17 protein-coding genes and 2 pseudogenes are annotated in these 17,471 nt (G+C 63.4%); 13 read left to right on the top strand and 6 right to left on the bottom strand.

The window, feature by feature from the left end; translation table 11 throughout:
• Positions 1–128: 128 nt before the first annotated feature.
• From odhB to PQR42_RS38695, 4 genes are all read left to right on the top strand, one after another.
• Positions 129–1,415, top strand: a complete 1,287-nt coding sequence (odhB, locus tag PQR42_RS38710) for a 2-oxoglutarate dehydrogenase complex dihydrolipoyllysine-residue succinyltransferase (RefSeq protein ID WP_408391163.1) — start codon at positions 129–131, stop codon at positions 1,413–1,415.
• 161 nt (positions 1,416–1,576) lie between these two features.
• Positions 1,577–3,007: a dihydrolipoyl dehydrogenase gene (lpdA, locus tag PQR42_RS38705; protein ID WP_408218604.1), complete on the top strand. Its 1,431-nt coding sequence runs from the start codon at positions 1,577–1,579 to the stop codon at positions 3,005–3,007.
• An 89-nt stretch (positions 3,008–3,096) separates the two neighbouring features.
• Entirely contained in the window at positions 3,097–4,194 is a 1,098-nt protein-coding gene (gene zapE, locus PQR42_RS38700; RefSeq protein WP_408218601.1) for a cell division protein ZapE, read from the top strand.
• 160 nt (positions 4,195–4,354) lie between these two features.
• Positions 4,355–4,804, top strand: a complete 450-nt coding sequence (locus PQR42_RS38695; protein ID WP_408218597.1) for a transposase — start codon at positions 4,355–4,357, stop codon at positions 4,802–4,804.
• Between the two features lie 112 nt (positions 4,805–4,916).
• Here PQR42_RS38695 and PQR42_RS38690 read toward each other — a convergent pair whose 3' ends face one another.
• Positions 4,917–5,402 carry a DUF2147 domain-containing protein gene (locus PQR42_RS38690; RefSeq protein ID WP_408391166.1) on the bottom strand — a complete coding sequence of 162 codons (486 nt, stop codon included), beginning with the start codon at positions 5,400–5,402 and terminating at the stop codon, positions 4,917–4,919.
• A gap of 256 nt (positions 5,403–5,658) precedes the next feature.
• Positions 5,659–7,044 (bottom strand): annotated as a pseudogene (locus PQR42_RS38685) (ShlB/FhaC/HecB family hemolysin secretion/activation protein); the annotation flags it as partial.
• 5 nt (positions 7,045–7,049) lie between these two features.
• Here PQR42_RS38685 and PQR42_RS38680 point away from each other — a divergent pair.
• Together PQR42_RS38680 and PQR42_RS38675 are read left to right on the top strand one after the other, a co-directional pair.
• Positions 7,050–7,376 (top strand): annotated as a pseudogene (locus tag PQR42_RS38680) (helix-turn-helix domain-containing protein); the annotation flags it as partial.
• 74 nt (positions 7,377–7,450) lie between these two features.
• Positions 7,451–8,173, top strand: a complete 723-nt coding sequence (locus tag PQR42_RS38675) for a DUF2968 domain-containing protein (protein ID WP_408391169.1) — start codon at positions 7,451–7,453, stop codon at positions 8,171–8,173.
• 364 nt (positions 8,174–8,537) lie between these two features.
• On the opposite strand, the gene PQR42_RS38670 is transcribed toward PQR42_RS38675, so the two are convergent.
• Positions 8,538–8,726, bottom strand: a complete 189-nt coding sequence (locus tag PQR42_RS38670) for a hypothetical protein (protein WP_408218588.1) — start codon at positions 8,724–8,726, stop codon at positions 8,538–8,540.
• Between the two features lie 331 nt (positions 8,727–9,057).
• Between PQR42_RS38670 and PQR42_RS38665 the strand changes: the two genes are divergently transcribed.
• Complete coding sequence (locus PQR42_RS38665; protein ID WP_408238200.1) at positions 9,058–9,288, top strand: hypothetical protein; 231 nt, start codon at positions 9,058–9,060, stop codon at positions 9,286–9,288.
• A gap of 22 nt (positions 9,289–9,310) precedes the next feature.
• Here PQR42_RS38665 and hfq read toward each other — a convergent pair whose 3' ends face one another.
• A complete protein-coding gene (gene hfq, locus PQR42_RS38660) occupies positions 9,311–9,823 on the bottom strand; it encodes an RNA chaperone Hfq (RefSeq protein ID WP_408391172.1) in 513 nt (170 codons plus the stop codon).
• A 407-nt stretch (positions 9,824–10,230) separates the two neighbouring features.
• Between hfq and PQR42_RS38655 the strand changes: the two genes are divergently transcribed.
• From PQR42_RS38655 to PQR42_RS38630, 6 genes are all read left to right on the top strand, one after another.
• Positions 10,231–10,368 carry a hypothetical protein gene (locus PQR42_RS38655; RefSeq protein WP_165923847.1) on the top strand — a complete coding sequence of 46 codons (138 nt, stop codon included), beginning with the start codon at positions 10,231–10,233 and terminating at the stop codon, positions 10,366–10,368.
• A 14-nt stretch (positions 10,369–10,382) separates the two neighbouring features.
• Positions 10,383–10,913 carry a sigma-70 family RNA polymerase sigma factor gene (locus PQR42_RS38650; RefSeq protein ID WP_408218581.1) on the top strand — a complete coding sequence of 177 codons (531 nt, stop codon included), beginning with the start codon at positions 10,383–10,385 and terminating at the stop codon, positions 10,911–10,913.
• A complete protein-coding gene (locus tag PQR42_RS38645; protein ID WP_408218579.1) occupies positions 10,913–11,764 on the top strand; it encodes an anti-sigma factor family protein in 852 nt (283 codons plus the stop codon). Before PQR42_RS38650 ends, PQR42_RS38645 begins: the two co-directional genes overlap by 1 nt.
• Before the next feature lie 257 nt (positions 11,765–12,021).
• Entirely contained in the window at positions 12,022–12,492 is a 471-nt protein-coding gene (locus PQR42_RS38640) for a hypothetical protein (protein ID WP_408391175.1), read from the top strand.
• A gap of 64 nt (positions 12,493–12,556) precedes the next feature.
• On the top strand, positions 12,557–14,134 hold the full coding sequence (locus PQR42_RS38635) for an FAD-binding oxidoreductase (RefSeq protein ID WP_408218574.1): 1,578 nt from the start codon (positions 12,557–12,559) through the stop codon (positions 14,132–14,134).
• 41 nt (positions 14,135–14,175) lie between these two features.
• A complete protein-coding gene (locus PQR42_RS38630) occupies positions 14,176–14,622 on the top strand; it encodes a hypothetical protein (protein WP_408391178.1) in 447 nt (148 codons plus the stop codon).
• Here PQR42_RS38630 and PQR42_RS38625 read toward each other — a convergent pair.
• Together PQR42_RS38625 and PQR42_RS38620 are read right to left on the bottom strand one after the other, a co-directional pair.
• Positions 14,619–15,656: a DUF1571 domain-containing protein gene (locus PQR42_RS38625; protein ID WP_408391181.1), complete on the bottom strand. Its 1,038-nt coding sequence runs from the start codon at positions 15,654–15,656 to the stop codon at positions 14,619–14,621. The two genes, PQR42_RS38630 and PQR42_RS38625, sit on opposite strands and share 4 nt — an antisense overlap.
• A gap of 37 nt (positions 15,657–15,693) precedes the next feature.
• Positions 15,694–17,463: an AMP-binding protein gene (locus PQR42_RS38620; RefSeq protein WP_408391184.1), complete on the bottom strand. Its 1,770-nt coding sequence runs from the start codon at positions 17,461–17,463 to the stop codon at positions 15,694–15,696.
• Between the last annotated feature and the right edge of the window lie 8 nt (positions 17,464–17,471).

The following is a 17,471-nucleotide window of genomic DNA, read 5'->3' as shown; positions in this document are numbered from 1 at the left end:
AACCGGGAAAGCGCAGGGCGCTTTCCCGTGCCGCATCTGAAAGATCAGTGCGGCAGTCAAGGTTCGCAGGCGGTCGACGGATCCCTGGATCGCGCGCCGTCACCCGATACGTATTCAGGATATTCATAATGGCTATTGTTGAAGTCAAGGTTCCCCAGCTCTCCGAGTCGGTCTCGGAAGCCACGATGCTGCAGTGGAAGAAGAAGCCGGGCGAGGCTGTTGCTCAAGACGAAATTCTCATCGAAATCGAGACCGACAAAGTCGTGCTCGAAGTGCCGGCACCCTCGGCCGGCGTGCTCGCGCAAGTCATCGCGAACGACGGCGACACCGTCACGGCTGATCAGGTGATCGCCAAGATCGACACCGAAGGCACGGCAGGCGCCGCTGCTGTCGAAGCCGAAGTGAAGCCCGCTCCGGAAGCCGCACCGGCACCCGCCGCTGCACCGGCTCCGGCGGCTCAAGCCGCATCCGCAACGGGTGCGAACACCGCTGCTTCGCCGGCTGCCGGCAAGCTGATGGCCGAGAAGGGTCTGGGCGCGGGCGACGTCGCCGGCACGGGCCGCGACGGCCGCATCACCAAGGGTGACGTGCTGACTGCGGGTGCTCCGGCTGCCAAGGCCGCACCGGCACCGGCACCGGCCGCCGCACCGAAGGCTGCCAAGCCGTCGCTGCCGGACGTCAAGGCGCCGGCTTCGGCTGAGCAATGGCTGAAGGATCGCCCGGAACAACGCGTGCCGATGTCGCGTCTGCGCGCGCGTATCGCCGAGCGTCTGCTCGAGTCGCAGCAAACCAACGCCATTCTGACCACGTTCAACGAAGTGAACATGGCGCCGGTGATGGACCTGCGCAACAAGTACAAAGACCGGTTCGAAAAGGAACACGGCGTGAAGCTCGGCTTCATGTCGTTCTTCGTGAAGGCGGCGGTTCACGCGCTGAAGAAGTTCCCGCTGGTGAACGCGTCGATCGACGGTAACGACATCGTCTATCACGGCTACTTCGACATCGGTATCGCTGTCGGCTCGCCGCGCGGTCTGGTGGTGCCGATCCTGCGCAATGCGGATCAGCTGAGCCTCGCCGAAATCGAGAAGAAGATTGCTGAATTCGGCCAGAAGGCCAAGGACGGCAAGCTGTCGATCGACGAAATGACCGGCGGTACGTTCTCGATCTCGAACGGTGGTGTGTTCGGTTCGATGCTGTCGACCCCGATCATCAACCCGCCGCAATCCGCGATTCTGGGCGTGCACGCCACGAAGGAACGCGCTGTGGTCGAAAACGGCCAGATCGTGATCCGCCCGATGAACTACCTGGCGCTGTCGTACGACCACCGCATCATCGACGGTCGCGAAGCGGTGCTGTCGCTGGTCGCCATGAAGGACGCGCTGGAAGACCCGGCGCGCCTGCTGCTCGACCTGTAAGCGCCGGTTCGGCGGGCGCCGGCTTGTCATTGTGCAAGCCGGCGCCATATAGGCCTTAAGCAAGCAACATGCAAGCAGTACGCCTCTAGCATTCCGCAGTACAGGAACGCCGCGCGCCACGAAGCGTGGCCGCGCGCCGTTCCGTTATCGAAAGGATTGTCATGTCCAAAGAATTTGACGTCGTCGTGATCGGCGCAGGCCCTGGCGGTTACATCGCCGCCATCCGCGCAGCGCAGCTCGGCAAGACCGTCGCATGTATCGAAAAATGGAAGAACCCGGCCGGCACGCTGAAGCTCGGCGGCACGTGCCTGAACGTGGGTTGCATTCCGTCGAAGGCGCTGCTCGCGTCGTCGGAAGAATTTGAAAACGCGTCGCATCACCTCGCTGACCACGGCATCTTCGTGGAAAACGTGTCGGTCGATATCGCGAAGATGATGGCCCGTAAAGAAGGCATCGTCGAAAAGATGACCAAGGGCATCGAATTCCTGTTCCGCAAGAACAAGATCACGTGGCTCAAGGGCCACGGCAAGTTCACCGGCAAGACGGACGCCGGCGTGCAGATCGAAGTGAGCGGCGAAGGCGAAACGGAAACGGTCACAGCCAAGAACGTGATCATCGCCACGGGTTCGAAGGCACGCCATCTGCCGAACATTCCGGTCGACAACAAGATCGTCGCCGACAACGAAGGCGCGTTGAGCTTCGAATCCGCGCCGAAGAAACTCGCTGTGATCGGCGCAGGCGTGATCGGTCTGGAACTGGGTTCGGTGTGGCGCCGTCTGGGCGCGGAAGTGACCGTGCTCGAAGCGCTGCCGGAATTCCTCGGCGCGGCTGACCAGGCGCTCGCGAAAGAAGCGGCCAAGCAGTTCAAGAAGCAGGGTCTGGACATCCAGGTCGGCGTGAAGGTCGGCGAAGTGACGACGACCGACAACAGCGTGACGATCAACTACACGGACAAGGACGGCAACGCGCAGAAGCTCGAAGCCGACCGCCTGATCGTGTCGATCGGCCGCGTGCCGAACACCGACAACCTCGGTCTCGAAGCGATCGGCCTGAAGGCGAACGAACGCGGCTTCATCGACGTCGACGACCATTGCGCGACGGCTGTGCCGAACGTGTACGCGATCGGCGACGTGGTGCGTGGCCCGATGCTCGCGCACAAGGCTGAAGACGAAGGCGTGGCGGTTGCCGAAATCATCGACGGTCAGAAGCCGCATATCGACTACAACTGCGTGCCGTGGGTGATCTACACCGAACCGGAAATCGCGTGGGTCGGCAAGACGGAACAGCAACTGAAGGCGGAAGGCCGCGAGGTCAAGACGGGCCAGTTCCCGTTCATGGCGAACGGCCGCGCACTCGGCATCAACAAGGCGGATGGTTTCGTCAAGATGATCGCCGATGCCAAGACCGACGAACTGCTCGGCGTGCACATCATCTCGGCCAACGCATCGGACCTGATCGCGGAAGCCGTGGTGGCGATGGAATTCAAGGCGGCGTCGGAAGACATCGGCCGCATTTGCCATCCGCACCCGTCGCTGTCGGAAGTCATGCGCGAGGCGGCACTGGCCGTCGACAAGCGCGCGCTGAACATGTAATCACGCGCACGCCTGACTGACAGTACTCCGGCATTACCACGAAGGCGGGCGGGTTCACTCCCTCCCGCCTTTCTATTTGCAGCAACACGATGAACGTCACCGAATACTACGAAAAAGAACTGCAGACGCGGGGTTACCAATCGGACCCGGCGCAACGCGCGGCGGTCGACCGTCTGCAGCGGTGCTATGAAGAGTGGGCCGAGTACAAATCGCGCCGCTCGAACGCGTTCAAGAAGCTGCTGATTCACCCGGACCTGCCGCGCGGCGTGTACATGTGGGGCGGCGTGGGGCGGGGCAAGAGCTTCCTGATGGACAGCTTCTACATGATCGTGCCGTTGCACCGCAAGACGCGTCTGCATTTCCACGAGTTCATGCGCGAAGTGCATCGCGAACTTGAAGATCTGAAAGGCCAGGCCGATCCGCTCGACGAACTCGCGCGCCGCATTGCCAAACGCTACCGGCTGATCTGTTTCGACGAATTCCACGTGTCGGATATCGCCGACGCGATGATCCTGTATCGCCTGCTCGACAAGCTGTTCGAAAACGGCGTGCAGTTCGTGATGACCTCGAACTACGATCCGGACACGCTGTATCCGGACGGCCTGCATCGCGACCGGATGTTGCCGGCAATCGAACTCATCAAGGAAAAGCTCGACGTGATCAACGTCGATGCGGGCATCGACTACCGGCAACGTACGCTGGCCCAGGTCGAGGTGTATCACACGCCGCTGGGCGCCGCCGCCGACAAGGCGCTGCGCGACGCGTTCGCGCGTCTTGCCGCGGTGCCCGACGAAAGCCCGATCCTGCATATCGAAAAGCGCGAGTTGAAGGCGCTGCGCCGCGCCGACGGCGTCGTGTGGTTCGACTTCGCCACCTTGTGCGGCGGTCCGCGCTCGCAGAATGACTATCTGGAACTGGCGAGCCGGTTTCATGCGGTGGTCCTCTCCGGCGTACCGCAGATGTCCGCGCGCATGGCCTCGGAGGCGCGCCGCTTCACGTGGCTGATCGACGTATTTTACGATCACAAGGTGAAGCTGCTGATGTCCGCCGCGGTGCCACCCGAGGAACTCTATGTCGACGGTCCGATGGCCAACGAGTTCACGCGCACGGTGTCGCGCATCGTCGAAATGCAATCGAAGGAGTATCTCGACACGCCACGGCGAATCGTCGATACGTCGCTGACCTGAGGCGTCGCACGCCACGGCCGGCGGCGCTTTCGCGATAGATCACGCTCCGTTTGTCGATGACGCGCCGTCGCCCGGCGTATTTTCAAGATTCGGATTGGTCTTATATTCCGTCCGCGGACGAGTGGATATCTTTTGTCAAGGTTCTGACAAAGGAGAAACCATGAATCCTTACCGTGATATCAACGACGAAGAATGGCAACGTGTCGCACCGTTGCTGCCCGAACTGCGGCCGCGCTCCGAACTGCGTGGCCGGCCGCTCGCCAATACGCGCTCGGTGCTCAACGGCGTGCTGTGGGTCATGTACAGCGGCGCCACCTGGTCCGCCATGCCGCGCAAATATCCGTCCTACCAGACCTGCCATCGCCGCTTCAAGGCATGGTACGAATCCGGCGTGCTCAACCGTGTGATGGAACAACTGTTCGGCGCGGCGAGCGAAGAGCTTTGCGGCCTGATGGAAGCGCGCATGCGCACGCACGTGAACGAGAAACCGAAGAGCGTCGAGGCCGAAAAGGCTCCAGTCGTCGCGCCTGCGGTGTACAGCCCGCCTTCAAACCAACCGCTGCCGTCTTCGCCGTTCGCGTTCCATTCGCCCTTCAAACACGCTGCATGATCCATTCACCCCAGCGTCTTCAAACAAAAGAAACGGCCGAACGATTGCGATCGTCGGCCGTTTCTCATCGTTCTACCCGGGCTCCGCAACGAGCACCTGAACTACCCACGCATCATTGCTGACGAACCCACGTCTGCGAGCGGCCCAGCAGCGACACGCCGATATAGCCTCGCACGACCAGCTTGTTCCCACCCTCTTCCAGGTGCATCTTGCACTTGTAGAGCTTGCCGTTTTCCGGGTCGAGAATCTGCCCGTGATCCCAGGCGTCGCCGTCCTTCTTCATATCGCTGATGATCGTCATGCCGAGAATCGGCTGATCCTTGCGCGCGTCGGTACAGGCCGTGCAGCGGCGATCCGGCTGGTCGTTCGCGCCGAGCCCCTTGATCACCTTGCCGCTGAGCGCGCCGCTGCCGTCCTGCGCGATCTGCACGAGCGCCTTAGGCTGGCCGGTATGGTCGTCGATGGTTTGCCACGTGCCGACCGGGCTGTCGGCCTGCGCCATGGCGGTCACGGCACTGGCGAGCAATACGCCGGCGAGTGCGGCATGTTTGGCTGTGCGAAGCGCGATTGCGCGCGCGCGTTGGGTGAATTGCATCATTGTCTTCCTCCTTGATTAAAGACGGCGCGATCATGGTCGCGCGGCGTTATTGGCATCTCGGGCGGTCTTCAAACGACGGCCGCCGTGATGCCTGGCATGGTCCCTCAGGTTCGACTTCTGCTGCCTTCGTGTGCCACCGGCGGCTGAGGATTGCGGCTTGCGCGCAGCGGGCAACACATCGTCAGCGCAGAATACGTGAAAGTGCGTGCGCCGTTTGATAGTGGACCCTCTAATCAGGGCGCGGCACTTTTACCGATCAACTCAGCTGATACGAGAACGTCGCGTTGATGCGCGGACTACGCGACGCGCTCTCCACTGGCGCGTCGCCGATCGCTTTGGCCACCGAGAGATCCAGGCTGTAGTACTTCGCATCCGAGATGCGGAAGCCGAACGCGATCGACGAAAGCTTCGAAGGCGAGGGCGTGCCGGCATGCGGATAGACGCGCGCCATATCGAAGGAGACGTAGGGTGTGAGCGTGCGCAGGTACGCGAAACCCGGCGTGAACGCACGGTTGACTTCCAGTATCACGCCCCAGCCCGAATCGCCCGATGCTTCGCCTGGCTGATAGCCCTGCGCGAAACGCTGCGCGCCGAACGAGATCTGCTCGGAGGTCGGCAGCGACACGCCGCTGTATTGGCCGGTCAGCGAGACTGCGGTGCCGATCTTCAGAGGCCGCTCGTTGGTTTGCGAAAAACTGGCGCCGGTGCGCACGAAGTTGATCGACGTCAGATTGGTGACGGGCGAGCCCGGCACATTCGAGTCGCCGGACTTCGACGCGCCCAGAATGTCGAACGCCTTCGCCACGCTGACGCTTGCGCGGCGTACCTCGCCGGTCTGCACGCTGGTGTAATCGGCCTGCAACTGCATGACCCGTACTTGCGAGCGGAAGCCGATCTGCGCGCCGGTGTCGTGGCTGTGACAGCGATCCTCGTCGTGCGAGGAATAGACCGAGGCCGTGCCGATCACGCTTTGCGTGTTGCTCAACAGGATCGGATACGCCAGCGAGCCGGCCACCTTGTCGTTGATGACCGTGCGTTCGATCGAAGACGGCAGGTCGGGATTGTCGGTCGGATTGCCGCGATAGTGTGAGGCGTCGATCTTGGCGATCAGCCCGTTGCTGCCGATCGGCACCGCGCCGTGCGCGGCGAGATAGGTCACGTTGTCACGCCCCTTCGGCAGCAAGGCCGATATGCTCAACTGTTCGCCGAACGAGGTCAGTCCGTTTTCGATGGCGGTCAGCAGCCCTTGCACGCCGGGGTGATTGAAGTCGATCCCGGTACTGACGTCGAACGGCTTGTGGTCCACGTTCAGTTCGAGCGTGGTGGCGCCGCCGGTGTTCTGCGGCGGCGGCACGTTGGCCGCGACCTTCACGCCGGGAAGCGAGCCGAGCACGTTGATATAACGCTCGAACGTGGCGCGCCGCAAGGGTCGGTCGGCGGTGATGGGATCGGCGATCGCGTGGATCTTGTCTTCCACGGCGCCGGCCTTGTCCGTCACCTTGACGGCCGATACGTAGCCTTCCACCACCGTCACGCGCACCACGCCGCCTTCGAATGTCTGCGCCGGAATGAAGGCGAACGAGAGCGCGAAGCCGCGGTCCTGATAGAGCTTCGTGACGCCGTTGGCGACCTGGATCAGATCGGCTCGCCGACGCCGACACGTATTTCCCCGGCAATGTGCGCGAGCTGCGCAATCTGGCCGAGCGCATCGGCGTGACCGTGCGGCAGATCGGCACATGGGATGCGGCGCGCCTGCAACGGCTGCTCGCGCTCGCGCGCGCCAGCCAGCCGGTGCCGGCCGAGAGCGTCGCCGAGGTGCTGGTGGATCGCGGCAAATGGGACATGGCCGAGCGTAATCGCGTGCTGGCCGCGCTCGACGCAAACGGTTGGCGGCGCCAGGATACGGCGCTCTATCTGGGCATTAGCCGCAAGGTTTTGTGGGAGAAGATGCGCAAGTATCAAATTTTCGACTAAGAGCCCGAAACACGCGAAAGTGAGTAATAATGAGACGGTTGTACTAAAACAAAAACTGTTCAAGCAGGAATTACATGGACCACAAGTCGAAACTACGACAGATTGCCCTCGCCGTATTCATCGCGATGTGGGCAGTGCAAGGCGTCAATGCTCAGGCTCCGTCTGACAGCAACGCCAACGCCGGGGGCGGCGTTCTTTCCCAGCCAGGCACGACGGCGGCGTTGCCGGCTACCTCACCGACAGGACAGGCACAAACCTCGGCGCTCACGCCCGACGAAGCGAAGCAATCCGCGGCGGGCAACGTGGCGGAATTGCAGCAGATGATCCACGGGTCGGATCTGAGCGAACTGCGCACCACGTATAACGGCAGCTACGGGGCGAGCTTGCTGTTTTACGGCAAGGAAATGACGTACTACGTGGCGTTGTTCCAGCAGAAAAATTTCTGGCGTGTCATCAAGACGCAGGACGCGGGGCGTGCCGAGATGATCTACAAGGATTTCGCGCGTCAGACGGTGCAACTGTCGGACGTTGAGATTCGCCGCACGCAACTCGAGGCGCAAAAAGCGTTCACGGAGCGGATGATCGCGTTGTCTCAGGACCGCGCCAACCGCTTGCAGGCGGACCTCGATGTCGCGCGTCAGCAGCAGACCATTGTGGCGACCCAACAGCAGCAGACGCGTGCCGAAGCCACGGCGCTCGCGCAGCAGAAGGCCTCGGCGCAAGATCAGTTGCGTGCCGCGCAGCGTCAGGTGCGCGACCTGCAGCGCCAGCTGGAAAGCGGTTTGCCCTCGCACTGAGTGTGGTGGTCTGAAGAGCATCAGGTGGGCAGGGCGGCGCGGTCTTGAACGTGTTGCCCGGCTCATCGGAACGATGACTCGTTGTTCAGCCGTCTTCGTGCAAGGCGCGTGGTTCGCGAGGTCCGCGCGAACGGTGTCGCCGTTTCACGGACTCGCTCAATTCTCCATCCCCAGCAGTAACAGCCCGCTACGTTTACTCCACGCGTGTTCGCGTGACGTCTCACGCGCGGCTCGGCGCAAATAGTCCCCTTTGTCCTGCGCGTGCACGAACGCCCACGCCCATCGCACCGCCTTTGAGGTGCCGGCCACGCCTTGGCAACTGCTTCGTTTCCCTGTGCTCCGCGAGACAACAATGCGGCGGGTTCTATTGCCGCTTCTTTCCCGCCGAAGACGCTCCCTTCTCCGGCGCGTGATGCGGGTCCGCCATGTCGACGGCGATCGGATCGCTGGCGGGGAAGCTTTCCTCAAGCGCCTCGTCGAGACGGCTATCGGCGGATTGGTCGGATGCCTGTGTTTCGGCGGATTTAGATTCGTGTTGCTTCTTGCTGGTCATGACGTGCTCCGTGAGAAGAGAGTCTGCAAATCAGCATAGCGCAAAGCGGGCCTCGGCGAACATCGGCCGAACGGCCTAAGACTGTCCGACGTAGGCGGCTGCTTCAAAGCCGCGAGTCGAGCGCGTTCCGAGCCGGCGCAAAGTCATCAGCCGAAACTTAAAACCATTGCGCATCAACTCGTTTTCCGTGTGTCGACAGAAAGCGGCGCGGGACAACAAAAGCAAGCGCCGGCCGCGTGGGCCGGTAGACCGCAACGCATGCCGTGAGCCGGCAGTGTCGCGCTCGGGAGGGGCGCAACCAGAACCCGTGAACAACAAGGCAGCGAACAACATGAACCGGAAAAAAACCGCGTGCGCGGCGCAGCGCCTGAACGCGTCACACGTCGTGGAAGCTGAACTGGAACACCTGGATTGGGCAACGAAGCAACCGGCGCAGCGCTTGCTGGACGCCGTGTATTGGCGCCGCCGCGTGCTGGCGGTCAAATGCGGATTCGAACTGACGGAACTGCAGGTGATGCGTCTGGAAAAGATCTTGCAGCGGCTCGGCCATTCAGCGGAATAGCCAGGCGCGCTGCCGTGGCCGCTTACTCGCTGCCGCCGTTATTGCCGTTATTGCTGTTACCGCCGCCGCCATGGTGACCACCACCGTGGTTGCCACCGTCGCCGCCCGTGCCGAACAGACGGCGGCGGCGCGTGACGACCACCGGGCCGTCCGACGTGCCGCTGCTACGATCCGACGCAGGCCGGTCCGAAGACGGCGCGCCATACGACTCGCGCGGTTCACGCGGTTCGCGCGGCTCACGATGATCGCGCGGTTCACGCGAACCGTGCGGACCACGCGTGGTGTGCTCGCCGTGCGAGGGACGCCCCGCGCGCGGAGCCGGACGCGTGCCGGTGTCGAGCTGGATCGTCGAGATCGCGCGCTTGTAGATGCCTTGCAGGCCGACAGGCGTGCGCAGCATCACCAGATACTGATCGAACGACTCGATGCACCCCGTCAGGCGAATGCCGTTGACAAGATAGATCTCGACGCGCTTTCGTTCTTTGCGCGCAGCGTTCATGAAGTCGTTTTGCGGATGCGATTCTGCGGAAGCCATGGACAATTCAGGTTAGAAAGACGGTTGTTCGCCGCGATTCTACCCTGTGTGGGGGCGGAACGCGTCGGCGGGCGAACTGCGTCCACTATAACGGCTTGTGGGCGCATAAGCATCTGATAACGATTGACTGTAACGTTGCGTTACGAATCTGCCGACGAATGCCGCGTTCATCCGCCACACGCGGGCCTTTGCGGCGCGGATGGCGGAAAAAGATAGCGCATGGTCGTGCTTTGGGCGGAATAAATCATCGCCTGAGCGCGTTATATCAGGCATGGCGACGCTGCATCGTGCGCGTGGCCGACCGGCTTGCCGGCCGCACCCGATGTACGGGCGCTCATCCGCAAGCATTTTGCATGGGATCGGAGTCAGGCGCCAAAGCGCCAACTCTGGCCGACAGGAGACTCACCATGAAAGTATCCCGCATTCTTTCCGCCGTTTTCGTTCTGCTGGCACTCGCGGGCGGTACGCTCGCGACGAGCGCGTGCACGTCCGCGACCGATAGTGGTGCCTCCAGCTCGAGCGGCGGCAGCAGCGGCGGCTACTGAGCGCCGCCCGCCGGGTGAATTTCGAAGCTGAAGTGATTTCGTGGCTCCCGCAGCTGCGCCGCTACGCGCGCGCACTGACGGGCGACCGCGCGTGGGCCGACGACCTCGTGCAGGATACGGCGGAGCGCGCGCTCGCCCGTTGGGCGGCGTTCCGGCCGGACAGCAATCTGCGCGCATGGCTCCTGACGATCCTGCGGCATCTCTACATCGACCAGCTACGCGGCCGCCGCGAGATTGCCGTCGACGACGAGAGCGCGCCGTGGCGTAATCTCGAAGCGCCGCAAGGGGAAGTCGACGGCCTCGTGCTGCGCGATCTGCAGCGCGCGTTGTATTGTCTGCCTGTCGAACAGCGCGAAGTGCTGTTGCTGGTCTGCGTGGAGGAGCTGTCTTATCAGGAGGCGTCGCGCGCGCTCGGCGTGCCGATCGGCACGGTGATGTCGCGGCTCTCGCGCGCTCGCGAACATATGCGCGCGTTGCTGACGGAGGGGCCGGCTCAGGGGCCGGTGCGTAAAAGTCCACCGTTGAAAGTAGTGAGAAACCCGTGATGAACAGCGACGACTACGATTCCAGCTTGCCCGAAGGGCTCGATCTGCGAGCGCTGTCGGCGTATGTCGACGGTGAGTTGCCGGGCGCGGAGCGCGCCGCGATCGAGGCTCAACTGGCGCAGCATCCGCAGGCCGCCGCGCGCGTAGCCGCGTGGCGCGCGCAGAAAGCCGCGTTGCGCGTGCTGTGCGGCGCGCCGCAGCGCAGCGAACGTGATGAGCGCAACGAGCGCCATGAGCGCGAGGCGGCCGATGAGCCGGCCTTCATCGTGTTGCGGCGGCGGACGCCGTGGTGGCAGCGCGCGGGCGTCGCGGCCTGCTGGCTCGCGGCCGGCGCCGGACTCGCGCTTGCCCTCGGGCCGCTCGCGCCGCGTCTGACCGGCGGCGCGTGGGGCGGTCTGGGCGACAGCCCGCCGAGCTTCGCCGAGCGCGCGGACATCGCCTACGCGGTGTACACGCCGGAGCGGCGTCATCCGGTGGAAGTCGCCGCGAATGAAGAAGAGCATCTGATCACCTGGCTCTCCAAACGGCTGAACCGGCCGCTCTCGGTGCCGTCATTGCAGGAATACGGCTATTCGCTGGTGGGCGGGCGGCTGTTGCCCGGCGAAGCGGGACCGGCGGCGCAGTTCATGTACGAGAACGCCAGCGGCGCGCGGCTCACGCTCTACGTCACCGGCATTTCTCGCGACGAAACCGCGTTCCGCCTGTTCCGCGACGGCAACCGGCGCACCTTCTACTGGGTCAGCGACGGCATGGGCTACGCGCTCTCCGGCCCGATCGCGGAAGGCAAGCTGCGCACGATCGCCATCGACGTGTGCAGCGCGCTCGGCGGCAAACCGGAGTCGTGGCAGTAACGGCATTCGCGGCTTTGCCTGGGCCGCCCGTCGATCTGCCCGCTTTGCAATACCCGGTAACAGAAACCGCGTGCGCGCCCGCCGCGCACGCGGAATAGCGTCGCGCGACGCAACGTTTACTTGTTGCTGGATCGTGCTGTCGCCGCGTATCTGCACATGTTCACGGCGAGGTCTTCAGCAAGGCAAACCGACGGTGTCTTCACGGTGCCGACACGTTTCTTTCGGGTCGCAACGCCGGCGCGTCGAGGCAGCAAATCATGCTCACATTTCATCAGTTCGGCAGCGGGCTGTATTGCGGCGTAGCCTGTGTGTGCCTGTGCGCCGCGTGCGCGGCGCCGGTCGAAGCGCAATCGGACGCGTCGACGTGCCGGTTCGTGGCGGGGCAGGCGGAAATCGACGGCGTCATGCAGCAGATCACTGGCCGCGCGTGCCTGCAACCGGACGGCACGTGGCAGATCGTCGAGGACGATGCCGCGGCGCAGGCCCTGGCGGATGGCCCCGTCTACTACTACGATCCATACTATTGGGGGCCGCCGGTGGTGTTTGGTGTCGGCGTGTCGTTTGTGTTCGTCGACCGCTTTCATCATTTTCATCACATGGATCATGTGCGCTATGTGCATGGCGTGCATGGATCGTATGGCATGGGCGGCCGCGGCGGTTGGCATGGCGCGCCGCCCATGCACTCATGGGGCGGCATGTCGCACGGCGGCGGTGGAATGCGCCGCTAACTCACTGCCGCTGATTCGTTGCCAGTGACTCGTGCCGCTGACTCGCGGCGGCCAAGGAGACGCTTTGATTCGCAGCTTGCCGCCGAAGGTGTCCGCCGCGCAGTTCGATCGCGCGCTCGCCGGTTGGCGCTCGATTGTCGGCGAGCCGCAGGTGGTGACCTCGGCGGACGGACTCGCCGGGTATCTCGATCCGTTCGCGCCCGGCGAGCGCGAAGCGTTTTCGGCCAGTGCCGCCGTCTTGCCCGGCTCCGTCGATGAAATTCGCGCGGTGCTGCGCATTGCCAATCAATTTCGCATTCCGCTGTGGACGGTCTCGACCGGACGCAACTTCGCGTATGGCGGCGCGGCGCCGCGTCTTGCCGGTTCGGTCGTGCTCGATCTGCACAGGATGAACCGCATCATCGAAGTGAACGAGGCCATGGCGTACGCGCTGGTCGAGCCGGGCGTCAGTTACTTCGATCTGTATGCGTATCTGCGCGACAAGGGCTACAAGCTGTGGGTCGATCCGCCCGCGGCCGGTTGGGGCAGCGTGGTCGGCAATACGCTCGAGCGTGGCTTCGGCTATACCGCATACGGCGATCACGCGGCCTCGCAGTGCGGCATGGAAGTGGTGCTGGCCAACGGCGATGTGTTGCGCACGGGCATGGGCGGGATCGACATCGGCACCGCGTGGCAGCTATATCAGCCGGGTTACGGACCTTCGTTCGATGCGATGTTCATGCAGTCGAACTACGGCATTGTCACCAAGCTGGGCGTCTGGCTGATGCCCGCGCCGCCCGCGTATCTGCTCGGCGAAATCCAGTTTCAACATGAAGCGGATCTCGAAGCGATCGTTGAGATTTTGCGGCCGTTGCGGCTCGATGAAACGATCCGCAATCACGCGGTGATCGAAGGCGGGTTGCGCCGCGCGGCCGGCTTGTCGGCGCGCGCGCAGTGGTACGACGGACCGGGCGTGATGCCCGAGAGCGCCGTCACCGCCATGCTCGAGAAGCTGAACGTGGGCCGCTGGAATCTGCATTTCGCGCTCTACGGCACGCCCGAATCGATCGACGCGCGCTACGCGGCCGTGCAGCGCGCGTTCGCGCGCGTGCCGCAGGCGCGGTTCCTCGCGGCGCGCTATGCGGGCGATGCGCAGCCCACGGCGGGCGGCGACCGCAACCTCGCCGGCATTCCGGCGATGAGCGCGTTTCGCATGCTCGACTGGCGCGGCGGCGCGGGCGCGCATGTGGACTTCGCGCCGGTGTGTCCCGCGACCGGGCGCGACGCGTTGCGCCAATACACGATGGTCAAGGCGCGCGCCGCGGAATACGGTTTCGACTACTACGGCGGCTTTACGGCGGGCGTGCGCCATCTGCATCACATTTTCGCGGCGATCTTCGACCGCGACGACGCGAACCAGGTCGAGCAGGCCGGCGCGCTGTTGCGTTCGCTGATGAGCGACGCGCGCGCGGCGGGCTATGGCGAATATCGCGCGCATCTTGCGTATATGGATTTTGCCGCGGCCCAATACAGCTTCAACGACGGCGCGTTGCTGCGGTTCTCGGAAACGATCAAGGACGCGCTCGACCCGAACGGCATTCTCGCGCCGGGTAAGCAGGGCATCTGGCCGGCGGCGTGGCGCGACCGGCGCGGCTACACCTGAAGGCGCGGGCCGCACGCGCGACATGACGACAGGAGCGATGAATGGACCGGCGCACTTTCATGATGACCGGCGCTTACCTCTCGACTGCGGCAGGCAGCGCATGGCCGCGGCTCGCGCATGCGGCGGCGCATAGCAATACGGTGGCGGTGGTCGACTCCACGCTCGCGTACGGCGCCGCATTCGCCGGCTATGCCGCGCACAGGCAGTTGCGCGTCTTCGAAACCGGCGACGATATCGGCGCGCTCTGGTACACGACACTCGCACCGCTCCTTTGCGCAGCGCCGACACCCATGTCCACGTCCACGCTCGCGCCAGCCTCGCTGATTGGCCTCACACGCGCTTCCGATTACTTCGTGCTGAACCGACTCGCTAAAAGCGTGGGACATGTGATCGAACACAGTCACGAGCAAAGCGCGGGTTCGGACACGCAGCGTGCCCATGTCGCATTTGCATTCGCCTTTGCGCCGCGCGTATCGCACAAGAGCTAGAACTTGTACGCCTTGTTCTTCGGATCGAAGGTCGAGTCGTCGAACGTTTTCGGTGTGATGGTTTCGAACACGATCTTCTCGAAGATCTTGCCGTCGTTGTCATAAGACTCGACGGTGCGGAAATACGGATGCCGCAGGTCGAGGCCGAGTGTCTCTTTCTTCGCGTAGAACTGCGGCTGACCGGTCGGCGTTTCGAAGGTGAAGGCCACCACGCGCACGCCATCGATCGTTTTGACTTCCACCTGGGTCGAGCGCGGCAAGCCGGCCTCGATGTATTTCTTGCCTTCGCTGAGGTACTGGTTCGCAATGTATTCCGTGCCGAGATCGCGCACCTGATGGTTCGATTGCGCGCGGGCGAGGGAGCCGTTCAGCGACGACCACACCGGCATCACATTCATGATGCCGCCCAGGTGCCCATACATTTCATCGGTTCGTTTGGACTCGTCGTAGATGATTTCCTGGCCGGCGTGCGCGCCGTCGGGCAGCCACTTCGCGTAGATGCGCAGCGGGTCGTGCGCGACGCGCACCAGCATATGATCGGGCTTGTCGGGCCATTGGCCGTGAATGCGTTCCGAACGCGCCGTCGTGAACTCGTACGATGGATAGCCGTTCGGCCCTTCCTTGATATAGCGCGGCAACGCGAGCGGATCGAGCGACTGGAACAGCGCGACCAGTTGCGCGTCGCCGAGCTTTTCCATCGCGCTGCTCTGCTGCGCGGCGCGCAGCCATTTGACCTGCTGATCCAGCGTGAGCTTGCCGACCTGCGAGGACGGCGTGGCGGGCGCCTTGACGGCGCTGGCGGTATCGAGCGCGGGCGGCGTGTCGTCGTTTTGCGCGAACGCCGTGGGCGTGGCCAGTGCAGATGCGCCCGCCATGAGCGCCGCGATCAGGAGTTTGCGAGACGGTACGCTTTGCAATGACACATTGAAGGACGCGAACAAGCTCGCACGCAAACCAGCGGTCCGCGGCGAAAAACGGGCGAGGCGCATGAAGGCCGACGTGCGGCATGAGCGTGCGGACAGGCGGTGCTTCATGAATCTCTCCGAAAGGTGGCGCGAAGCGCCTTCCCTGTCAGGCAGGCTTTTGCTTCGCGAGTTCCTCGTCGCGCAGGGCGCGGCGCAGAATCTTGCCGACGTTGGTTTGCGGCAGCTCGTCGCGGAACTCGACGAGCTTCGGCACCTTGTAGCCGGTCAGATTCTTGCGGCAATGAGCGATCACCTGTTCCGCCGTCAGCGACGGATTGCGCTTGACGATGAACACCTTCACCCGTTCGCCCTGCGCGGCATCGGGCACGCCGATTGCGGCGACTTCGCGCACGTCCGGATGGGCCGCGATCACGTCTTCGATTTCGTTCGGATAGACGTTGAAGCCCGACACCAGGATCATGTCCTTCTTCCGGTCGATCAGCCGGATGTAGCCGCGCGAATCCATCACGCCGATGTCGCCGGTGGCGAGCCAGCCGTTGTCGTCGATTACCTTGGCGGTTTCGTCCGGACGGTTCCAGTAGCCTTTCATCACCTGCGGTCCCTTCACGCACAATTCACCCGCTTCGCCGATGTTCGCCCAACTGCCGTCGTCCTTCCTGAAACGGACTTGGGTGGATGGCGCGGGCAAACCGATCGAACCTTCGAAGTCGCGCATATTGGAGAGGTCGACCGGATTCATCGACACGATCGGCGAGCACTCGGTCAGCCCATAACCTTCGATGATCGGCTTGCCGGTCACCGCCTTGAAGCGCTCGGCCACCGACTTTTGCGTCGCCATGCCGCCCGCCATCGCGAGCTTGAGATCGGAGAAGTCGCGCTTGCAGAACTCCTCGTTTTCGAGGAACGCGTTATAGAGCGTGTTCACGGCGGTCATGCCAGTGAACTTCTCGTGACGGATGATCATCATCACGCGTTTCATGTCGCGCGGATTGGCGATCAGAATGTTGCGCCCGCCCAGTCCCATGAAGATCAGCGCGTTCACCGTCAACGAATAGATGTGATAGAGCGGCAGCGGCGTGAGTACCGTTTCGGCGTCGCCGGTCAGTTGACCTTCGGACCACGCCTTCGCCTGCAGCAGATTGGCGATGATGTTCTTGTGCGTGAGCATCGCGCCCTTGGCGACGCCGGTCGTGCCGCCCGTGTACTGCAGGAACGCGATGTCGTCGTGCGTGGGGCGCACGGGCGTCAACGGCCGCGAGTAGCCGATCGAGAGCGCTTCGAGCAGCGGCACCGCCTTGGGCAGGTTGTACGCGGGCACCATCTTCTTCACATGCCGCAGCATGAAATTGAGCAGACGTCCCTTCAGATTCAGGCCGTCGGCGAGCAGATCGCCCAATCCCGTCACGATCACGTTCTGTATCTTGGTGCCGGGCAATGCGTCTTCGACCGTCTTCGCGAAGTTCTCGAACACGATGATGGTTTGCGCGCCGCTGTCCTTCAACTGATGCGCGAGTTCGCGCACGGTATAGAGCGGATTCACGTTGACCACCACGCCGCCGGCCTTCAGCACGCCGAACAGCGACACAGGATACTGGAACGTATTCGGCAACATGATCGCCACGCGTTCGCCCGGCTTCACGCCGAGGCTTTGCAGATACGCGGCGAACGCGGTGGCCTTGCGGCCGAGTTCACCGTAGGTCAGGTTCGCGCCCACGCTCACATACGCGACACGCTCGCGGAACTTTGCGATGCATTCGTCGAAGAACTGCACGACCGATTCGTATTGCGCGACGTCGATGTCATGCGGCACGTCCGCCGGATAGGACGCGTACCAGATGCCGTCGGTGTTGGGCGCGTGGTGTGGCGCCGCGGATCCGGTGGCAAGCGGAAGCGGGGTTTGAGTGGGTTCGGTCATGGTCGTCT

Source organism: Paraburkholderia sediminicola (assembly GCF_046027355.1).
Taxonomy (GTDB): Bacteria; Pseudomonadota; Gammaproteobacteria; order Burkholderiales; family Burkholderiaceae; genus Paraburkholderia; species Paraburkholderia sediminicola_B.
Note: the sequence above shows the minus strand (reverse complement) of the source record. Positions and strands in the feature narration are given on the sequence as shown.